The sequence below is a fragment of the Paenibacillus vietnamensis genome (assembly GCF_020169515.1).
In the GTDB taxonomy this organism is placed as follows: Bacteria; Bacillota; Bacilli; order Paenibacillales; family Paenibacillaceae; genus Pristimantibacillus; species Pristimantibacillus vietnamensis.
Genome location: NZ_JAHMHW010000002.1, coordinates 629691 through 650522, shown reverse-complemented (window position 1 = coordinate 650522; position 20832 = coordinate 629691). Strand labels below are relative to the sequence as shown.

Below are 20832 nucleotides of genomic sequence, written 5' to 3'. Positions count from 1 at the left end.
AGTCTATTTTGTCTATTAAGACAATCGTTTTTATCGCGCTGGGCTTACTGCTTCTCTATTTGCTGTTTACGGTTGGAGCGCCTTTTCTGCTCGCGCTAGTCGTCGCGATTTTTCTCGAGCCGCTGAACCAGCTGCTCATGAAGCGGTTCCGGATCAACAGGCTTGTGGCCGCAACGGTGTCGAGCAGCCTGTTCACGGTCATTTTGATCGGACTTATCGCGCTGCTGGGTGTGAAAGTCGTCGCCGAGCTGATCGCGTTTTTCAAAAAGGTGCCGAATTACTTCGAAAATGCGAGCACTCTTGTCGACGATCTCATGCTGCGGGCGCAATCCGCCTATCAAAATTTTCCGCCGGATGCGGTCGCCACGCTTGAGGAATGGCTGCAGGGCTTAACCAGCACGCTTACGAAGATGGTCGGTTCCTTATCCAACTCGGTCATCGCTTTTGCTTCGAGCATCCCGGGCATGTTTATTTTCTTCATCGTGTTCCTCGTTGCGGTGTATATGATCAGCTTCAGCCTACATACGATGAAAGCGACCGTGCTGTCCTTGTTCGACGAGAAATCGCAGCCTCAGGTCAGCGAAGTGATGGATAACTTGAAAAAGTCGATTTTCGGCTTTTTGCGCTCGCAGTTCATTTTAAGCGCCTTGACGTATATCATTTCGTTGATCGGCTTGCTGGTGCTCGACGTCAAGTACCCGCTGGCCATCGCTTTGTTGATCATTATCGTCGACATCATGCCGATTCTGGGCACGGGCTCGGTGCTTGTGCCTTGGGGCACGTATTTGCTGCTTACCGGCAATCTTTACGCAGGCATCGGCTTAATCGTGATGTTCTTGTTCATTACCGTGTTCCGCCGGATCGTGGAGCCGAAAATTCTCGGGGATTCGGTCGGTATCGGGTCGCTGTCGGCGCTTGTCAGCCTTTATGTGGGCTTCAAGCTCGTCGGCGTCATCGGCGTGTTTCTCGGACCACTGGTCGTCATTATTTACATGGCGGCACGCAAGGCGGGCCTGTTCCAGACGAAAATCAGGCTGTAGCTGCGGCCGTGAAATTTCAAACGGAGGGTTGACACCTTTCCGTCATTAACGTTATAGTCAAACAAGGAAATCCACTAGGGGCGCCGTTACGGCTGAGATAAAGCGCAAGCTTTGGTCCCTTTGAACCTGATCTGGGTTATGCCAGCGTAGGAAAGTGGGAATGTGCGTTTTTGATATTGCGCGATTTGGCTCTGCCGCGTTCGGCTGCATGGCGGCGGAACGGGAATGTAAGGCGGAGGTTAGCCTGTCCGGGAAGTCCCGGCCGTTCGGATCGCGTCTGACGACACACTTCAACCGCTTCCTCGCAGGGGCGGTTTTTTTGTTGCGCAAATCACGCCGAAGCTTATGCGGAGCGTGATGAAGCGGACAGCGCCGTCCTCGCGGGAGACAGCTCTATCGGCCTGCGGGTGCCCGGGAGCGGCGGTTCTTCTAACTTTCTTATAGCCTTGCGCATGCCTCCAGCAGGAATTCTAATTATTCCATTTGGGAGGTTTTTTGTTATGGCGATATTAACGACGCCGCTGCCGGGCAGCAAGAAGGTATACGTAACGGGATCACAGGAAAGCATTCGGGTGCCGATGAGGGAAATCGCATTGGAGCCAAGCTCGGGCCGAAATGGGGAAGAGTTACCGAACGAGCCTGTGCGCGTGTACGACGCAAGCGGACCCTATACGGATGAAAGCTATACCGCCGATGTCAGACGCGGGCTGCCGGCTTTGCGGCTAGGCTGGATCGAAAGCCGCGGCGACGTGGAGTCTTACGAGGGGCGCGAGGTGAAGCCGGAGGACAACGGGTTTGTGTCCGCAGAGCGAGCGGAGCAGAAGGGCGCCGAAGTTTTCCCGAACTTAAACCGGAAGCCGCTTAGAGCCAAAACGGGCCAAAACGTAACGCAGCTGCATTATGCCCGTAAAGGCATTATTACGCCGGAGATGGAATATATCGCGATCCGCGAGGGCATGGAGCCTGAGTTCGTAAGGGAAGAGATTGCTAGAGGGCGTGCGATCATTCCGGCGAATATCAACCACCCGGAGAGCGAGCCGATGATTATCGGACGCCATTTCCATGTGAAAATCAATGCGAATATCGGAAACTCCGCCGTCGCTTCCTCAATCGAGGAAGAGGTAGAGAAGATGACATGGGCGACCCGTTGGGGCGCGGACACGATTATGGACCTTTCCACAGGCAAAAACATCCATACGACGCGGGAATGGATCGTGCGCAATTCGCCGGTTCCGGTCGGTACGGTTCCTATCTATCAGGCGCTGGAAAAGGTGAACGGAAAAGCCGAGGATTTGAGCTGGGAGGTGTTCCGCGACACGCTGATCGAGCAGGCGGAGCAGGGCGTCGATTATTTTACGATCCATGCCGGCGTTCTCCTGCGCTATATTCCGCTGACCGCAAAGCGTGTTACGGGTATCGTCTCCCGCGGCGGTTCGATTATGGCCGCATGGTGCCTCGCTCATCATAAAGAAAACTTCTTGTACACGCATTTCGAAGAAATTTGCGAGATTATGAAAGCATATGACGTATCCTTCTCGCTTGGTGACGGCTTGCGTCCCGGCTCGATCGCGGATGCCAACGACGATGCCCAGTTCGCTGAGCTGGAAACGCTTGGCGAGCTGACGAAAATTGCCTGGAAGCACGACGTTCAAGTGATGATCGAAGGTCCGGGCCACGTGCCGATGCATTTGATCAAGGAAAACATGGACCGTCAGCTTGAGGTCTGCGATGAAGCGCCATTCTATACGCTCGGGCCGCTGACGACCGATATTGCACCGGGCTACGACCATATTACTTCGGCTATCGGGGCGGCGATGATCGGCTGGTTCGGCACGGCGATGCTCTGCTACGTAACGCCGAAGGAGCATTTGGGCCTCCCGAACAAAGAGGACGTCAAGGAAGGCGTAATCACCTACAAAATCTCGGCCCATGCGGCGGATCTGGCAAAAGGGCATCCGCGCGCGAAGCATCGCGACGACGCTTTGTCGAAGGCCAGATTCGAATTCCGCTGGCGCGATCAGTTCCACCTGTCGCTCGATCCGGAGCGGGCAATGTCGTACCACGACGAGACGCTTCCTGCGGAAGCGGCGAAATCGGCGCATTTCTGCTCGATGTGCGGACCAAAGTTTTGCAGCATGCGCATTACCCAGGATATCCGGGAATACGCCGAGAAGAACGGGCTTGAAACGGCGGAAGCGATCGAAGAGGGTATGAAGGAAAAGGCGGAAGCGTTCAAGCAGGCAGGTAGCATGATCTATGGCTAACGATCGGGATGCCGTGTGGGCCGACCGCTATTCCAGGCAGATTAGATTTGCCCCGATCGGCGAGCAGGGCCAGCGCAAGCTGGCCGACGCCTGCGTGCTTATCGTTGGCGTCGGCGCGCTGGGCGCCTCCCTGGCACAGCATATGGTGCGCGCGGGCGTGGGCGAGGTGCGCCTGGTCGACCGCGATTTCGTAGAGCCGAGCAATTTGCAGCGCCAAATGCTGTTCGACGAAGCGGATGCGCTGGCCGTGCTGCCGAAGGCCGTAGCGGCGGCGAATAAGCTTCGCGTCATTAACAGCGGGGTGAAGGTGACGGCCGAGGTTGCGGAGGTCGGCAGAGGGAACGCGGAAAGGCTTGCGGCAGGGACGCAGCTGGTGCTGGACGGTACCGATAACGCGAAGACGCGCGTGCTGCTGAGCGACGTCTGCTACCGGCTCGGCATACCGTTCGTGTATGGCGGGGTCGCAGGTGCCGGCGCCATGAGCGCGGTTCTTATCCCCGGGGAAACGTCCTGCTTCCGCTGCCTGATTGGAGCGGATGAGCACGAGCAGGAAGCGGATACCTGCGATACGGTCGGCGTATTGGCGGCAGCCGTTGAATTTACGGCTGCGCTTCAAGCGGCAGAAGCCGTGAAATGGCTCACCGGGAACCGTGCCGCCATGCGCGGAACGTGGCTCAGCGCCGATTTATGGTCGTTCCGTGTGCGTGAAGCCGCCTTGCCGAAGGGCAGGGCGGCATGCGCTTACTGCGGCCAGCCTCACGGCGCCGCCGCAGCCGCCGGCCAAGCAGATAGCGAGGGGCCGGAAATGGTATCCGCGCTGCTATGCGGGAGAGATTCGGTTCAGGTAACGCTTGGCCGTGCGCTGGACCTTTCCCGGCTGGAATGCCGGTTAAGAGAGAGGGGCTGCGCGCTAACGGTTAACCGTTACCTGGTAAAGGCGGTTCTTCAGGACGGAGTAAGCCTTGTGCTGTTTCCGGACGGGCGCGTGCTCGTGCAGGGCACGCACGACGCCGGCCGCGCGGTAGAGCTATGCAAGGAATATATATTGGAGCAGGAGCTTCCGGCACCGCGTTAGAAGGGAGAGAGAAGCATGGGCAAGGACACTTGGAAGGATTTTCGTTTATATGTCATTACGGCGGAATCCAATCATCCCGGCAAAGCGCTCGTCGATGTGATGGAGCAGACGCTGATCGGGGGCGCGGATATTTTGCAGCTGCGCAACAAAACCGGATCCCGCGAGGAGGTGCTCGGGCAGGCGAAGGCGCTGCGCGAGCTGACGAGGAAATATAACGTTCCGTTTATTATTAACGACTATCCCGATATCGTGCTGGAGGTGGATGCCGACGGCGTTCATCTAGGCCAGGAAGATTTGCCGATTGCCGAGGCGAGGAGGCTGCTGGGGCCGGAGAAAATAATCGGGATTTCGACCCACAGCCTGCAGCAGGCGCTGGCGGCGGAGCGGGACGGCGCGGATTATATCGGCGTAGGTCCCGTATTTCCGACCGATACGAAGCCGGGACGCGCCGCCGTGACGACAAGCTATGTGGCGGAGGCGGCACGCCATGTGACGATACCGTTCGTGGCCATCGGCGGCATTACGCTCGGAAACGTAGACACGGTGCTGGCGTCCGGGGCGCGCAGAATTTGCTCGGTTTCCGCGATCGTCGGCAGCAGCGATCCCGCCGCGACATGCCGGAGCTTCCTCGAACGGATAGAGGGAGCGTCAGCCGGGACTTTGCTCGTGAATGTGAACGGCCGCGAGCAGCTGACGTCTGCGAGAACGATCGAGGAATTCGTCAAGCAGCTGGAGCAGCATAACAAGAAGCTTGTCGTGGAACGCAACGGCGAGCTGGTACCAAGGGCTTTATGGGCGGAAACGGAGCTGCTGAGCGGCGACGCCATCGAGCTTGTACATTTTGTCGGAGGGGGCTGAGCAGATTGGCTGAAAGCTATCAACAAGATTCATTAGTCATCGCAGGACAGAGATTGGGCTCGCGGTTTTTGTTCGGAACCGGACGGTTTCCGAGTCCGGCGGTGCTCCAGCAGGCGCTGGAGGCGTCGGGGGCCGAGGTGATTACGTTCGCCGTCCGCAGAGTCAATCTGGAGAGCACGGAGGATGACTCGGTGCTGCAGCACTTTGAAGAGAGGCAGCTCACTTATTTGCCGAACACTTCAGGCGCAAGCACGGCGTCGGAAGCGGTGCGCATCGCCCGGCTGGCACGCGCGGCGGGACTTGGCAATTGGATTAAGGTAGAAATAAGCGGAAATTCCCGTACGCTGCTGCCCGACCCGATCGAGACGCTCCGCGCGACGGAGCAGCTGGCCGGCGAGGGGTTTGTCGTTCTGCCTTATACGTCGGACGACCCGATCCTGTGCCGGAAGCTCGAGGAAGCGGGCGCCTCGGCCGTCATGCCGGGAGGCTCTCCGATCGGCACCGGACTCGGCCTGCTTAACCCGTATAACCTGGGACTCATTGCCGAGCAGGCAAAGGTGCCGGTCATTATCGACGCCGGCATCGGCTCGCCGAAGGACGCCGCCGAAGCGATGGAGCTGGGCGCCGACGGCATTTTGGCCAATACGCCGGTCGCGAAGGCGCAGGACCCCGTTATGATGGCACGTGCATTCCGTCTTGCGATCGAAGCCGGCCGCCTCGCTTATTTGGCCGGCCGCATTCCGAAGAAAAAATACGCATCGGCCAGCAGCGACTGGGCAGGCTCTCTCTATGAGCCGGCCGACGGCGGAGGATTAAAGATATGACGCAATCGGTCGTCGTGCTCGGCGGAGGCATCATCGGCTTGTCCTGTGCTTTCGAGGCTGCGCGCAGGGGAATGAAGGTTACCCTCGTCGAGCCCGGAGGCTTGGGCGGGCAAGCGTCAGGCGCAGCAGCCGGCATGCTGGCGCCTTATTCGGAAAACCCGGAGCAGCCGGATGATTTTTTCAAGCTGTGCTTGTACAGCCTGAACCGCTATCCGGAATGGATAGAGGCTGTCGAGGAGCTATCCGGCATATCCGCGGAATGGGTCCGAAGCGGAAGCATTAACGTATTTTTGCACGAAGCGGACTTGCTGCCGGTCGATTCGCGAATCCGGTGGCAAAATCAATGGGGTGCGGAAGCGGAGCTTCTGGATGCGGCACAGCTTCGCAAGCTGGAGCCAAGCTTGACGCATGAAGCAGCAGCGGGCTTATACACGCCGGGCGAAAGCCATGTGTATGCGCCGAAGCTAGTAACGGCGCTGATCGCGGCCTGCACGCGCCTGGGAGTTACGTTGCTGGAGCAAGCCGGAGAAATCCGGGAAGTTAAGGTGCATGCGGACGGCGGCGCAGCTGTGAAGGCGGCCGGTCTGGACCGGCCGGTGCTTGGCGACCGCCTGGTCGTATGCGCGGGAGCTTGGACGGGCGCTTACGAAAGATGGTTCGGATTGTCGCTTCCGATTCATCCGATCCGCGGCCAAATTTGTTCGTTCGATCATTCGCAGGCAGAGGTGCGGCATATGGTATTTTCCAGCCAAGCTTATTGGGTGGGCAAAAAGAACGGCAGCCTGGTATGCGGCGCTTCCGAGGATGTGGCCGGATTCCAGACGAGCGTAACGGAACGCGGAATCGGACGTCTGCTTCGGAGCAGCGAAAAGCTGCTGCCGTTTCTGAAAGGAAAAGAGCCGCTGCACCGCTGGGCTGGGCTTCGTCCGGCGACCAGGGACGGGCTGCCTTTGCTGGGCCAGGCTGAGGACACCGGTACCGTCATTATGGCCGCCGGGCATTACCGGAACGGCATTTTGTTAAGTCCGGCTACGGCGGCCGTCGTTGCCGATTTGCTGGAAGAGAAGCCGGCGGATATCCGTCTGGACCGATTTGCTCCGGACCGCTTCACGACTGCCGGACTGCGGAGGTAATTGCTCCCGGTTCGTAGCGGAGCCGGAGCGGGAGGCCGGGCATGTAAATTCATACATTGAAAAACAATTTAAAACCTGCTATATTGAAAACGAGAATCGTTATCATAGAAGCGGGTTTTTTGCCATTCTATGAATTGTTTTTTTTGCACAGTATACATAAAGAAGGGTAGTTAAAAGCATGTCCACGCCACTCAGTCCGAACGGGGCACAAGCCCCGAAGCTTCGCTCGCGGCCGGTTACGGCCGCTCTGATTTTGTTCGGGGGGATCGCGGCGCTCATCCTATCGCTTGCTCTCTCGGTCTCCGTCGGTGCGGCGGATATCCGCCTGGCAACCGTATGGGAGGCGGTTTTTCATTTTAACCCTGACCTCACCCATCATCAAATTATTAGGGAATTGAGAATGCCAAGAGCCGTTGCCGGCGCGCTTGTCGGGGCGGCCTTTGCCGTTGCCGGCGCCTTGATGCAGGGCATGACGCGCAACCCGCTCGCAGACTCGAGCTTGCTCGGCATCAATGCGGGAGCGAGCTTCATGCTGGCGGTTAGCTTTGCTTTTTTTGCCGATATTTCCTACCTTCAAGTTATGTTTATGTCCTTCGCTGGAGCGGCCGTCGGCTTAGGTCTGGTGTATGGAGTCGGTTCGCTAGCAAAAGGCGGATTGACGCCGGTAAGGCTCACCCTTGCGGGGGCGGCCGTCGGCGCGCTGCTCGTCGCTCTGGCGGAAGGAATTGCGATTTATTTCCACATCGGACAGGACCTCGCATTCTGGTTCGCCGGCGGCGTCGCGGGCGTCAAGTGGCTGCAAATTCAGATCATTGCACCGTGGGTCATCGGCGCGCTCCTTGCGGCAATCGCGCTGTCCCGTTCGATTACGCTGCTTAGTCTCGGCGAGGACGTCGCGGCCGGACTCGGCCAGCGGACCGGTCTGGTGAAGGCGGCTGGAGTTATTATCGTGCTGCTGCTGGCTGGCGCGGCCGTATCGGCTGTCGGCTCCGTCGCCTTCGTCGGGCTGATCATTCCGCATATCGCCCGATTTCTCGTAGGCGTCGATTACCGCTGGATCATTCCTTGCTCGGCAGTGCTCGGAAGCCTGCTGATGGTATTTGCCGATATCGGCGCCAGAACGGTCAACCCTCCATTCGAAACGCCGATCGGAATGGTAATCGCCTTGCTAGGCGTTCCCTTCTTCCTATTTTTGATTACTAGAATGAGGAGGGAATAGCCGTGACCACTTCCTATTTGACATCCGCGGAGCAGCGCAGGAAGAAACGCGCCGCCGCTGTGATTGCCATTCTTGGCGCACTTATCGTGATTTGTTTTTTGATCAGCATGAACACCGGCTACATCAGACTCAGCCCGCTTGAGGTGCTAAAGACGCTGTTCGGCTATGACACGGGAAAGCAGATGATTTTGTTCGATTTCCGTTTGCCGCGCATCGTCATCTCCGTAATGATCGGTGCGGGCTTTGCGGTATCGGGAGCTATCATTCAAGGGCTTTCGCGCAACCCGCTTGCCGATCCGGGGCTGCTCGGCATCAATGCGGGGGCGAGCCTTGCAGTCGTTCTGTTCGTGAGCTTTTATCCGGCGACGGAACGCGGCTCCATCTTCCTGATGCCGGTGCTGGCTCTGCTTGGCGCGGCCTTGACCGCTCTGCTCATATTCGTGTTTTCGTACCGCCGGCATCACGGCTTGATGCCGACCCGGATGATCCTGGTAGGCATCGCGTTAGCGGCAGGCATCCATGCAGTGATCCATCTGCTTCAAATCCGGCTCGATCCCCAGCAGTTTCAATTTATCGCGGTGTGGATGGCCGGCAACATTTGGGGAACGAACTGGAAATTCGTGCTGGCGCTGCTGCCTTGGCTGATCGTGCTTTTGCCGTTTGTTTTCCTAAAGGCGAAAGTATTGAATGCCCTTAATCTGGGAGAACAGCTGGCGGTCGGTTTGGGTACAAGGGTGAATAAGGAGAGGGCATGGCTGCTTGCGGCGGCGGTCGGCCTGGCCGGCTCTTGCGTAGCGGTCGGGGGCGGCATCGGCTTCGTCGGGCTGATTGCCCCTCATATGGCAAGGCGGCTCGTGGGCCCTCAGCATCAGGTGCAGCTGCCTGCATCCGCACTGATCGGCGGCCTGCTCGTGCTGGTCGCAGATACGCTTGGACGCTTAATCAGCGACGAAATACCGACCGGAATCGTCGTAGCGGTCATCGGCGCTCCGTATTTCCTTTATTTGCTGGCCCGATCGAAGTGACGATTTAAAAGAAATGGACGTTCCTGAAAGCAGCCGAGCTGCCGGGGACGTCCTTTTTGTCATGAACGAAAATGAGCCGGGAAGTCCATTGTAGCGAGCCCATGGGTAAATGCATATATTACCTATGACATTTCAGGTGGAAGAAGGAGAGCACAATGACAAAAAGCAGAAGAGGGAAGAACCTGAGGGGTCGGAAGCCGCTCTTTTATGTCGATAATCCGAATACTTCCGAGCTGCAGTGGCTGGATGAAATAAGCAAAAGGAAAGCGGATATCCAAAGCGCCGCCTTGGCGGAACGGCAGAAGCCCGGGCAGCTGCGGTATTCATCCGACGACGATCTTGAGGATCTGGCTGATTTTGACGAATATGAAGTATTCGAAGACCAGGAAGAGGGCCTGAGCGAGGAAGCGGCTCCGGAGCCGCAAAATGTGCCTGAGGAGGCGAAGCCGGCGGAGGAAATCTCCTTGGAAGAGCTGAAATCCGCCCGTGAAGAGAAGCTGGAAAAAATAGAAGAAAAGAAAGACCCGGAAATGCCTGCTCCCTTTATTTATTCGGACGATATCGTCGAATTCGCGGTCACGGGGGACAAAATTGCGCCGGGCGCCGTAACCGGCAGCAAATTGGCGGCCGGCAGCGTGCAATCCGACGCCTTGGCGGATTACTCCGTTCAAAGCATTCATATTGCCGACGGCGCCGTTTATTCGAAAAAAATCGCGCTGCATTCGATTACGGCGGAGCATCTGGCGAACAATTCGATTACAGGCGACAAATTGCTGGAGCATTCCATCGGGGGAAGCAAGCTGCAGGACGGCGCCATCACGCCGGAAAAGCTGGCCGACCGCATGATCGGCTCGGACAAAATCGCCGAAGGCTCGATCGACTCGAAGCATCTGAAGCCTTTTCTGATTAAGAGCGACCTGCTCGGCGAGCAGTCCGTTACGTCGGACAAAGTTAAAAGCGGGGCGATCAAGCACGATCATTTGGCTAACGCCGCCGTCAATAACTCCAAAATAGCGGACGGCGCGGTGACCCGCTCCAAGCTGCGCGACGGTGCCGTTACGTCTGAGAAAATTGCCCATGAAGCTATCGAAACCGAGCATTTGAGACCGGGCCTGCTTGTAGCCGAGCATGTCGCTCCGGGCATTATCCAGGGAAAGCATATGGCCCCAGGCGAAATCGAGGCCGAGCATTTGGCGGAAGGGTCGATCGGAGCAAGGGAATTGAAGGCAGGGGCCGTCAATTCGGAAAAATTGGCGGAAGGCTCGGTCTCCTCATCCCACCTTCAGGCGGAGGCCGTTCAAAGCGAGCATCTGGGAAAAGGACTAATCGATTCCACGCATCTCGCTGACCAGTCGGTTACCGCCTCCAAATTGTCCGATCAATCGGTATCCACGGTCAAAATCGTCGATCATTCTATAACACTGTCGAAGCTGTCCGACCAAAGCGTCAATTCCCAGAAGCTGTCCAATGATGCGGTGCTAACCCGCCATCTGGGCCGGTACAGCGTCACTTCGGAAAAAATCGGCGAAGGCCAAATACTTCAGCCTCATTTGGCGGAGGACTCCGTTTCCACGAAGCAGATTGCGGAGAATGCGATTATCGGCAAGCATCTGCAGGACGGAATCGTAACGGAAGAAAAGCTTGCCCAAGGCTCGGTCCGGGAGGAGCATATCGTCCGCGGCGCGGTAGGTTCGTCGCAGCTGGCCGACGAAGCGGTAACTGCCAGCAAGCTGGCCGAAGGCGCGGTGACGGAAATTCATTTGGCGGACGGGGCCGTCGAGTCCGGACATTTGCAGGACGAGAGCGTTACGTTTCAGAAGATCGCTCCCGGCTCGCTCAGACCCTACCATTTCTCGCTTGGCGCGGTGAAGGAAGAGGCGATATCCGAGGATGCGATCAACAGCGGTCATTTGCAGGAGGGCGCGGTCGACAGCGAGCATCTCGCTCATGACGCCGTTCAGACGCCGAACCTGAAGGACGGATCGGTAACGGGCGCCAAGCTGGCGCTAAACGCGGTAACGGAGCGCCACATCGCTCCCGGCGTGGTATTCTCCCATCACTTGGCGGATTATGCCGTGAACTCGCTGAAGTTGTCGCCGGAATCGGTAACGACCGAAAAGTTGTCCGAGGTCAGCGTAACCGAGTCGAAGCTGGCGGACGGAAGCGTAGGCAGCGGGAAGCTGGCCTCGGGGGCGGTTCAAGCGCGCCATCTTGCAGAAGGCTCGGTCGCTTCCCGCCATATCGGAAACGGGGCGATCGGCTCCGGGCATTTGCAGGATCATATCATTAGCGAAAAACATCTTGCTCCGAAATCGATCAGCCTCAGCGCATTAAAAGATGAGATTATCGGAGGAGATAAGCTGTCTCCAGGCTCCATCCAATCGAAGCAGCTTGCTGCGGATACGGTGCAAAGCCGTCATATTTCAGGGGGAGCCGTGCTGGGCATCCACTTGAGCGAGAGCAGCGTACACGTTAACCACTTGGTAGACGGCTCGGTTACTGCAGAGAAGCTGTCCGAGAACAGCGTAAGCGAAAAGCAGCTGCAGCAAGGCAGCGTCGGCCCGGATCAGCTGCAGCCCGGGGCTGTACGGACGGAGCATCTGGCGGACGAAGCGGTGACATCGGACAAAATCGCCAAGCTGTCGATCAGCTCGGTTCAGCTGATGCCGGACGCTGTGCAGGAAGTCCATCTTCAGGCCGAAAGCGTCGGGGAAGCCGCGCTGCAGGACGGATCCGTAACCGGACCGAAGCTGGCTTTCGGGGCAGTCACCGGCGATCATGTGCAGCTGGAATCGCTCGCAGGCAAGCATTTTAAAGCCGAATCGATTCAGGGCTACCACATCCGGAAAGGGACGATTACGCTCAGCCATCTATCGGGAGAGGTGCTCTCCTTCGAGAAAATAGCGGATGAAAGCATTCCCGGCTATAAGATCCGCAAGGGTACGGTAAGCCGCGGCCATCTGGCCGAAGATAGCGTTGGCAGCGAGCAATTGACGGAAGGGGCCGTGACCCGGGAGAAGCTGTCGGATCAATCGGTCGGCGGCGAGCAGATCGACAGCGGAGCGATCGGAACGGAGCATTTGGCGGACCGCAGCATAACGGAGGTTAAGCTGTCTTATGGCAGCGTTGGAGAGCAGCAGCTTGCGGATGGCAGCGTAACGGAGAATAAGCTTGCGGACGGCAGCGTCGGCGAGGAGAAGCTTGCCGCGGGCAGCGTAACGACGGAGAAGCTGGCGCTTGAGAGCGTGGGCACGGAGAAGCTGGAAGCCGGCAGCGTTACGATGGAGAAGCTCGCGCTGAGAAGCGTCGGCGAAGAGCAGCTTGCCGCCGGCAGCGTGACGACGGAGAAGCTGGCGTTAAGAAGCGTCGGCGAGGAGCAGCTGGCTGCCGGCAGCATTACGGCGGAGAAACTCGCCGACGGCAGCGTAGGAACGGAGCAATTGGCCGACGGCAGCGTTGACGAGCAGAAGCTGGCTGCCGGCAGCGTAACGACGGAAAAGCTGGCCTTCGGCAGCATTGGAGAAGAGCAGCTTGCGAACGGCAGCGTAACGGGCGGAAAGCTGGCCGACGGCAGTGTCGGTACGGGGCATCTGGAGCCGGGCAGCATAACGGGAGAGAAGCTGGCTCTGGAGAGCGTAGACAAGGAGCATTTGGCCGACGGCAGCGTGACGACGGAGAAGCTGGTGCCTGGAAGCGTAGATACGGAACGGCTTGCGGACGGCAGCGTAACAGGCGGGAAGCTGGCTTACGACAGCATAGGCGAGGAGCATTTGACCGCGGGCAGCGTGACGGCGGAGAAGCTGGCAATCGGCAGCGTGAATACGGACCGGCTTGCGGATGGCGGAGTAACGGGAGACAAATTGGCTCTCGGCAGCGTAAGCGAGGAGCATTTGGCCGACGGAAGCGTAACGACGGAGAAGCTGCAGCCGGGCAGCGTGACGACGGAGAAGCTGGCGTCCGGCAGCGTCGGAACGGAGCAGCTCGCGGCGGGCAGCGTGACGACGGAGAAGCTGGCACTGGGCAGCATCGGTCCCAAGCAATTGTCCGCACAGAGCGTAACCTCCGATAAGCTGACCTTCGGCAGCGTCGGAACGAAGCAATTGTCTGCCGGCAGCGTGACGGCGGAAAAGCTCGCTTTTGGCAGCATTGGCGAAAAGCAGCTGGCGGCTGGCAGCGTCACACGGGAAAAGCTGGCGTTAGGCAGCGTGGGAGAAGAGCAGCTGGCATCCGGCAGCGTCACGCAGGAGAAGCTGGCATCCGGCAGCGTGGGTGAAAATCAGCTGGCGGACGGCAGCGTGACGACCGGGAAGCTGGCGCTCGGCAGCATCGGCAGCGGGCAGCTGGCGGACGGCAGCGTGGCGACGGAGAAGCTGGCGGCGGGCAGCGTCGGCAGCGGGCAATTGGCGGACGGCAGCGTGACGGCAGCCAAACTGGCGCAAGGAAGTGTCGGAAGCCCTCAGCTGGCGGACGGCAGCGTCACGAGCGATAAGCTGGCGCTCGGCAGCGTAGGAGCCGATCAGCTCGAAGCCGGCAGCGTGACGACGGAGAAGCTGGCTTGGGGAAGCGTAGACGAGGAGCAGCTGTCGGCAGGCAGCGTCACAAGCGAGAAGATCGCCCTCGGCAGCGTCGGCTCCGGGCAGCTTGCACCGGATAGCGTAACGATAGAGAAGCTGGCCCGGGAAAGCGTCGGAACGGAGCAATTGACGTCAGGCAGCGTCACTACGGAGAAACTGGCATTCGGCAGCGTAAGATCGGACCAATTGTGGAATGGCAGCGTGACGGGAGAGAAGCTGGCGTATGGCAGCGTTGGCGAGGACCAGCTGCAGGATACGAGCGTCACGGACAGGAAGCTGGCTGCCGGCAGCGTCGGCTCGGAGCAGTTGAAGGCAGGCAGCGTGACGGCGGAGAAGCTGGCCGGCGGCAGCGTCGGTTCGGAGCATCTGGCGGAAGGCGGCGTAACGGCAGAGAAGCTGGCGTACGGAAGCGTCGGAACGGAGAAGCTGTCGGACGGCAGCGTCACAAGCGAGAAGCTGTCGTATAGAAGCGTCGGAACGGAGCAGCTGTCGGACGGCAGCGTCACAAGCACGAAGCTGGCATATGGCAGCGTCGGAACGGATCAGCTGATGGAAGGCGGCGTCACAGGGGCGAAGCTGGCGTACGGAAGCGTCAGCTCGGATCACCTCGCCGGCGGCAGCATCCCGGGCGATAAGCTCGCTTACGGCAGCGTCACTCAGGATCAGCTGATGGAGGGCAGCGTCACAAGCGAGAAGCTGGCGCTAGGCAGCGTGGGCGAAGAGCATCTGGCGGAGGGCAGCGTCACGGGCGATAAGCTGGCAAATGGCAGCGTAGGGGCCTGGCATTTGGCTGACGGCAGTGTGACGAGCAAGAAGCTGGCGTATGGCAGCGTCGGAACGGATCAGTTGACCGAAGGCGGCGTGACGGGCGAGAAGCTGGCAAATGAAAGCATCGGGACCTGGCATTTGGCTGACGGCAGCGTGACGAGCAAGAAGCTGGCATATGGCAGCGTCGGAACGGAGCAGCTGTCGGAAGGCGGCGTGACAGGCGAGAAGCTGGCAAATGGCAGCGTCGGAACGGAGCAGCTGGCGGATTGCAGCGTAACCGTCGAAAAGCTGGTTCCCGGCAGCGTCGGAACGGATCAGCTGACGGAGGGAAGCATTACGTCGGAGAAGCTGGCTTACGGCAGCGTAGGCACGGAACAGCTGTCGGACGGCAGTGTGACGAATGAGAAGCTGTCGTATAGAAGCGTAGGGGCAGAGCAGCTGACGGACGGCTGTGTAACAAGCGAAAAGCTGGCGCTTGGCAGTGTGGGGACCGAGCAGCTTGCTGACGGCACCGTCACAAGCGAGAAGCTGGCCTTGGGAAGCGTAGGTTCGGATCAGCTGGAGGATGGCAGCATTATAAGCATAAAGCTGGCTCCTGGCAGTGTCGGCCCGGATCAGCTGTTGGACGGAAGCGTCACGGCGGATAAGCTTGAGCCCGGAAGCATTGGAACGGATCAGCTGACGGATGGCAGCGTAACAAGTGAAAAGCTTGCGTATGGCAGTGTGGGGACCGAACAGTTGTCGTCAGGCAGCGTTACTAGCGATAAGCTGGAGTCCGGAAGCGTCGGCTCGGAGCAGCTGGCGACCGGCAGCGTGACAAGAGATAAGCTGGCGTTCGGCAGCGTCGGCACGAGGCAGCTGACAGGCGGCAGTGTAACGATTGAGAAGCTGGCGTTCGGAAGCGTAGGTACAGGGCAGCTGACAACGGGCAGCGTAACGGGAGATAAGCTTGCGCTTGGCAGCGTAGGGCCGGAGCACCTGGCTAGCGGAAGCATTGGCACGGTGCAGCTCGCAGATGGCGTCGTGACAAACGAGAAGCTGGCCATCTCAAGCGTGGGAACCGAGCAGCTGACGGATGGCAGCGTAACGAGCGAGAAGCTTGCGCTTGGCAGCGTCGGGACGGAGCAGCTGTCGTCAGGCAGCGTTACTGGCGATAAGCTGGAGCCGGAAAGCGTAGGTACGCAGCAGCTGGCAAGCGGCAGCGTAACGGGAGATAAGCTCGCGCTTGGAAGCGTAGGTCCGGAGCATCTGGCAAGCGGCAGCATCGGCTCGAAGCAGCTTGCATTCGGCGGAGTGACAAGCGAGAAGCTGGCTATCTCAAGTGTGTGGACCGAACACCTGACGGACGGCAGCGTGACAAGCGAAAAGCTGGCGCTAGGCAGCGTAGGAACGGAGCAGCTGTCGTCAGGCAGCGTTACTTCCGATAAGCTGGAGCCGGAAAGCGTAGGAACGGAGCAGCTGACGGATGGCAGCGTAACGGGAGATAAGCTGGCGATTGGCAGCGTCGGCCCGGTACAGCTGGCGATTGGCAGCGTCGGCACGAAGCAGCTTGCGGATGGCGGAGTGACAAGCGAGAAGCTGGCTATTTCAAGCGTAGGAACGGAGCAGCTGACGGACGGCAGCGTAACGAGCGAAAAGCTGGCGCCAGGCAGCGTAGGAACGGAGCACCTGTCGTCCGGCAGCGTGACGGCCGATAAGCTGGAGCCTGGCAGCGTAGGAACGGAGCAGCTGTCATCCGGCAGCGTGACGGCCGATAAGCTGGCGCAGGGAAGCGTAGGAACGGAGCAGCTGTCGGACGGTACCGTCACGAGCGAGAAGCTGGCGCACGGCAGCGTAGGGCCTGAGCATCTGGCAAGCGGCAGCGTTACCGCCGATAAGCTGGCGCCGGATCTTCTGCAAAAGTATATATCAGACCAAGGAGCATCGCCGGCTCAGCTGCCTGCTAAGGTCGAGCTTTCTTCCTTGAGCTTCGCTCCCGTCATAACGGCATCGAGCTGCGGAGCCGCCAAACAGCAGTTTGGACTGACGCCGTTCAGCTTCACAGCGCTGGAGGAGCAGATTCATGTCGTCCTCGCATTCGAGGAGCCTTTCGCCGATGCCCGGTACGTGCTGACCGCAACGATCGACAATCCCGCCTGCTATGCCGTCATCCACTCCAAAACGGCGGAACAGGCCATCGTAACCGTCATACGGACGCGTATCAGCCTGGATCCGAGAGGGGATATTAACTGGATTGCCATCGGCAGGGCATAGGCGCTGCAAGGCAAGAGGATTTTGACCGTAAAACGTCAAATCCTCTTTTTTTCGTTCATATCTGCACAAACGAAAAATGCTGCATCTCCTTTTCCCTCCGGCCGTTAACATCGATATAAAATGGGCCTCCGTTTATGGTTATTTATCTATACCCGCTATTGTCCCTCCACATATAACTACTTAAGAGGATATGTAAGAGAAGCTGCCCAGGGGCTTTTCACACTGCAGGAGGGAGCAGAAAAAAATATGGACAAAAGAAAAAAAGGGAACCGCTCGAAGAACGGTCCGAAGAGGCGGAAGCCGCTTTTTTATGTCGATAATCCTAATATTTCCGAAATAAAGTGGTTGGATGATTTGAGCAGCAAAAATCCTGTCTCAAAAGCCGACCGAACTTTGAAGGTGGCCAATAGTTCCGCCGGGGAAGATGCTCCTCAAGACCGGTTCAAGGAGAAGGAAGAGGCTGCCGCGTCTTACAAGAGGTATCGAATGGCAATCGACACGGCCCAGCCGCCCAGGGAAGAGAAGCTGACTAGAGTAATCGAAAAGAAAAGCCAGGATACGCCGGCTCCATTTATTTATACGGACGATTTGGTGGATCTGGCGGTTACGGCGGACAAAATTGCTCCGGGAGCGGTCGACGGCAGCAAGCTCGCAGCGGGCAGCGTTCAATCGGATGCGATTGCCGACTATGCGGTTGACAGCTATCATATCGCAAAGCAGGCGATAGCCGGCGAGCATTTGAAGGATAAAACGATAGCCGGGGATAAGCTGCAGGACGGAAGCATTACGGCTGAGAAGCTGGCTGACCGCACGATCAGCTCGCACAAAATTGCGGAAGGCTCTATTGATGCCAAGCATTTGAAGCCGCTGGCCATTACAGCGGAGCAGATCGCGGAGCAGTCGGTTACTTCGGATAAGATCAAAAGCGGCGCTGTCCGGACGGAAAATTTGGCCAACGGAGCCGTTAACAGCTCGAAGCTCGCTGAGGGCGCGGTAACGGAGATGAAGCTGCGCGACGGAGCGGTTACGGGCGACAAAATCGCCAAGGCGGCGCTGGGTGCCGTTCATTTGAAGCCGGCCTCGGTCGACGCGGAGAAGCTGGCAGCCGATTCGGTAGCTTCGTCCCATCTGCAGGAGGAAGCCGTACAAACCGAGCATCTTGCAGACTTGTTAGTCACGACGGATAAATTATCCGATCATTCGGTAACCTCGATGAAGATTGCCGATAATTCAATTACCTTATCCAAGCTGTCCGACAAAAGTGTAGACGCTCAAAAGCTGACGAACGATGCGGTTCTTAGCCGTCATCTTAGCCGTTATAGCGTAACCTCGGACAAAATCGGCGAAGCCCAAATTCTTCAAGCCCATTTGGCAGCGGAATCGGTATCGACGAAGCAGCTTTCGAAGAACGCCGTTGCCGGCAAGCATTTGCAGGACGGTATTATTAATGAAGACAAACTGGCTCCGCATGCGGTTCGTAAGGAGCATATCGACAGCGGGGCCGTAGGAGCTGCGCAGCTGGCCGAGGAATGCGTCACGTCAGATAAGCTGGCTGCGGACAGCGTAGGAGAAAAACAGCTGCAAGCCGGCTCGGTGGGGACAACAGCGCTCAAACAGGGGGCTGTCGGCTCCGTGCATATTGCCAACGGGGCTGTTACGGCCGATAAAATCGCAGAGCATTCCATCGGCGCGAAGCAGCTGCAGCCGAACGCGGTACAGGAGGCTAACCTGGAAGCGGCGAGCGTAGGCGAAACGGCGCTGCAGAATGGAGCGGTAACCGGCGCGAAAATCTTTTATCGAGCGGTGGCGGGCGATCATGTGCAGCTGGAATCGCTAGAAGGCAAGCATTTGAAGAACGATACGATCCCGGGGCGCAGCATTCGCAAACGGACGATTACACTCGCTCACCTATCGGAAGAAGTGCTCGAGCTTCTCGGCGCAATTTCCGCAAGACAGACGAAAAAAGAGAAATCCGATACCGGTAAGCGCAAGCGGGGATTGGCTTTGAGCGGGCAGCCGATCGAAAGCGAAGACGGCGACCGGACTCATGGAAGCAAAGCTCCGTCAAGAAAGAAGCGCGTCAAAAGGAAAGCGGGCTCCAGGAAGAAAAAACGGAGTTAAGCGGCCGGAAGTGAACGTTGTAAAGCTGATCGATCATTGACGGATTGGGATTGGAGAGATCAATGATGAGACGAAACAAAAAAGAACCCCAGCGACTCGCTAATAACAAGCCGGAGCTGCCCAGCGATTTGAGTAAACGGATGGAGCATTATAACCGCGCGCTGAACGACGGCTATCAGGAAGGGTTCGAATACGGCTATAAAAGCTTTGAGAGGCATTTTGACGGAACGAGCATTATTATACCATGCTATAACGAGTTGAAATCCGTAAGAAGCTGTATTGAGGCCATCATGAGCCATACGGATTCGGCTTACGAAATTATCGTCGTCGACAATCATTCGCAGGACGGAACCGCGCATTATTTGAAGCAGCTGGACGGAGTGGTCAGATATCATATTTTGCCCGGGCATTACGGGTTCGCGGGAGCGGCTAACCGGGGCTTGATGATGGCGAAAGGAACGACGCTGCTGCTGCTGGATCATCATGCGGTCGTTACAGACAAATGGCTCGACAACATGCTGCGCTGCCTGGAAAGCGATCCTGACGGAGGAATGGTCGGCGCCGTATCGAACGGGCTGGAGGGCGTTCAGCATTTCGATATGTCGTTCAAAAGCATCGAGAGTATGCAAAAATTTGCTTCCTGGAACAATAACGGCGATCCTGCGCGGTGGGGCACGGCCGATAAGCTGTCACTCAAATGCTTGCTGTTCAAGCGGGATCTGCTTGATAAGGTAGGCTTTCTGGACGAAGGCTTCCGGGAGGAGCGGGCGGCGGAAGAAGACTTTTGCATCAGGGCGAGGCTTCAAGGCTATTCGCTGGCTTATGCGGGAGACGCGTTCGTTCATTTCGATGCGCAGGACAAAGAAACGGCGGAGCAGGACGTCGCTGGGACGGATATCCCGGATTCTATTCATTATACGGACAAATGGATTAAACCGAAGGAAGTGCTGTACCGGTACGCCGGCAAAACCGCCTTAAGCCGCTCGGATTCCGGGAAACCGGAAAGTCCGCAAGCGAAGCTTTCGGGAGTAACCGCCTATTACCCGCAAGCGATCGCGGTGAAAGGGCTGACGGATACGATTTTTTGGATTGAAAACGGGCTGCGGAGGCCGGTGGAAGGCATATGGGACGGGACTGTCTTTCAGGTTTCCCAGCTTGATCTGAGGCAGTGGAAAATCGGAAGCGTACTGAAAGAGGCAGAGTCGCAGCTTAAGCTGAACCTCATTCAAGGGCACAGCGGCCCCGGCGTATGGCACGGATGCGTGTCCTCCAGTTCGAACGGTGATATGTATTACTTGGAAAACGGCACGAAACGGGCCATATTAAGTCCGCTCGCAGCCAAAGCATGGAAATTGAATTCGCGGCGGACGGTCAGCTTGACGGATGAGGAGCTGCAGGCCATTCCGGATGGACTTCCGATCATCGCGCCCGTCCGTCTCCGTCAAGCCTTATAACGAAAAGGATTAGGAGGAAGGAAAGTACGATGGCCGACAAAAAGAAAAACGAAGTGAAACGCAGAAAAAACATTAGCAGGAAACGCCTTGTAAAAACTAAAGAAGATAGCGTCAAATCGGGTCAAATCTATCATAACGGCTTTAATGCCGGCTTTACGAAAGGGTTCGAAGACGGCCATCAGCTGGCTTACGAGCAGCAGCCGTAAAACATAGGTTTGCGCGAA

12 protein-coding genes and 1 riboswitch are annotated in these 20832 nt (G+C 57.9%); all 12 genes read left to right on the top strand.

The features are described 5' to 3' along the window. Positions 1–8: 8 nt before the first annotated feature. The 12 genes from ytvI (at position 9) to KP806_RS08080 (ending at position 20814) form a co-directional block, all read left to right on the top strand. Positions 9–1040 carry a sporulation integral membrane protein YtvI gene (ytvI, locus tag KP806_RS08140; protein ID WP_224723058.1) on the top strand — a complete coding sequence of 344 codons (1032 nt, stop codon included), beginning with the start codon at positions 9–11 and terminating at the stop codon, positions 1038–1040. A gap of 66 nt (positions 1041–1106) precedes the next feature. Continuing rightward, a riboswitch (TPP riboswitch) is annotated at positions 1107–1210 on the top strand. A gap of 330 nt (positions 1211–1540) precedes the next feature. Then, positions 1541–3304: a phosphomethylpyrimidine synthase ThiC gene (gene thiC, locus KP806_RS08135; protein WP_224723057.1), complete on the top strand. Its 1764-nt coding sequence runs from the start codon at positions 1541–1543 to the stop codon at positions 3302–3304. Further along, entirely contained in the window at positions 3297–4379 is a 1083-nt protein-coding gene (locus tag KP806_RS08130; RefSeq protein ID WP_224723056.1) for a ThiF family adenylyltransferase, read from the top strand. The genes thiC and KP806_RS08130 overlap by 8 nt, the downstream gene beginning before the upstream one ends. A gap of 15 nt (positions 4380–4394) precedes the next feature. Then, complete coding sequence (gene thiE, locus KP806_RS08125; RefSeq protein ID WP_318153509.1) at positions 4395–5237, top strand: thiamine phosphate synthase; 843 nt, start codon at positions 4395–4397, stop codon at positions 5235–5237. Between the two features lie 5 nt (positions 5238–5242). After that, the gene (locus KP806_RS08115; RefSeq protein WP_263575603.1) at positions 5243–6061 is read left to right on the top strand and encodes a thiazole synthase; all 819 of its coding nucleotides are present in this window, start codon (positions 5243–5245) and stop codon (positions 6059–6061) included. Then, a complete protein-coding gene (gene thiO / locus KP806_RS08110) occupies positions 6058–7194 on the top strand; it encodes a glycine oxidase ThiO (protein ID WP_224723055.1) in 1137 nt (378 codons plus the stop codon). Before KP806_RS08115 ends, thiO begins: the two co-directional genes overlap by 4 nt. Positions 7195–7372: 178 nt before the next feature. After that, positions 7373–8413 (top strand): FecCD family ABC transporter permease, encoded by a 1041-nt coding sequence (locus KP806_RS08105; protein ID WP_224723054.1) that lies wholly within the window; start codon positions 7373–7375, stop codon positions 8411–8413. Between the two features lie 2 nt (positions 8414–8415). Next, positions 8416–9438: a FecCD family ABC transporter permease gene (locus KP806_RS08100; protein WP_224723053.1), complete on the top strand. Its 1023-nt coding sequence runs from the start codon at positions 8416–8418 to the stop codon at positions 9436–9438. Positions 9439–9593: 155 nt separating this feature from the next. Continuing rightward, entirely contained in the window at positions 9594–17033 is a 7440-nt protein-coding gene (locus tag KP806_RS08095; RefSeq protein ID WP_224723052.1) for a WIAG-tail domain, read from the top strand. A 246-nt stretch (positions 17034–17279) separates the two neighbouring features. Continuing rightward, a complete protein-coding gene (locus KP806_RS08090) occupies positions 17280–19154 on the top strand; it encodes a hypothetical protein (protein WP_224723051.1) in 1875 nt (624 codons plus the stop codon). Between the two features lie 65 nt (positions 19155–19219). Further along, positions 19220–20608, top strand: a complete 1389-nt coding sequence (locus KP806_RS08085; RefSeq protein ID WP_224723050.1) for a glycosyltransferase family 2 protein — start codon at positions 19220–19222, stop codon at positions 20606–20608. A gap of 29 nt (positions 20609–20637) precedes the next feature. Next, positions 20638–20814 (top strand): hypothetical protein, encoded by a 177-nt coding sequence (locus KP806_RS08080; protein ID WP_224723049.1) that lies wholly within the window; start codon positions 20638–20640, stop codon positions 20812–20814. Positions 20815–20832: the final 18 nt, after the last annotated feature.

Excerpts from the sequence above, each read along its gene's own strand:
- thiC (WP_224723057.1), top strand. The coding sequence starts at position 1,541 with ATGGCGATATTAACGACGCCGCTGCCGGGCAGCAAGAAGGTATACGTA.
- KP806_RS08130 (WP_224723056.1), top strand. The coding sequence starts at position 3,297 with ATGGCTAACGATCGGGATGCCGTGTGGGCCGACCGCTATTCCAGGCAG.
- thiE (WP_318153509.1), top strand. The coding sequence starts at position 4,395 with ATGGGCAAGGACACTTGGAAGGATTTTCGTTTATATGTCATTACGGCG.
- thiO (WP_224723055.1), top strand. The coding sequence starts at position 6,058 with ATGACGCAATCGGTCGTCGTGCTCGGCGGAGGCATCATCGGCTTGTCC.
- KP806_RS08105 (WP_224723054.1), top strand. The coding sequence starts at position 7,373 with ATGTCCACGCCACTCAGTCCGAACGGGGCACAAGCCCCGAAGCTTCGC.
- KP806_RS08095 (WP_224723052.1), top strand. The coding sequence starts at position 9,594 with ATGACAAAAAGCAGAAGAGGGAAGAACCTGAGGGGTCGGAAGCCGCTC.
- KP806_RS08090 (WP_224723051.1), top strand. The coding sequence starts at position 17,280 with ATGGACAAAAGAAAAAAAGGGAACCGCTCGAAGAACGGTCCGAAGAGG.
- KP806_RS08085 (WP_224723050.1), top strand. The coding sequence starts at position 19,220 with ATGAGACGAAACAAAAAAGAACCCCAGCGACTCGCTAATAACAAGCCG.
- KP806_RS08080 (WP_224723049.1), top strand. The coding sequence starts at position 20,638 with ATGGCCGACAAAAAGAAAAACGAAGTGAAACGCAGAAAAAACATTAGC.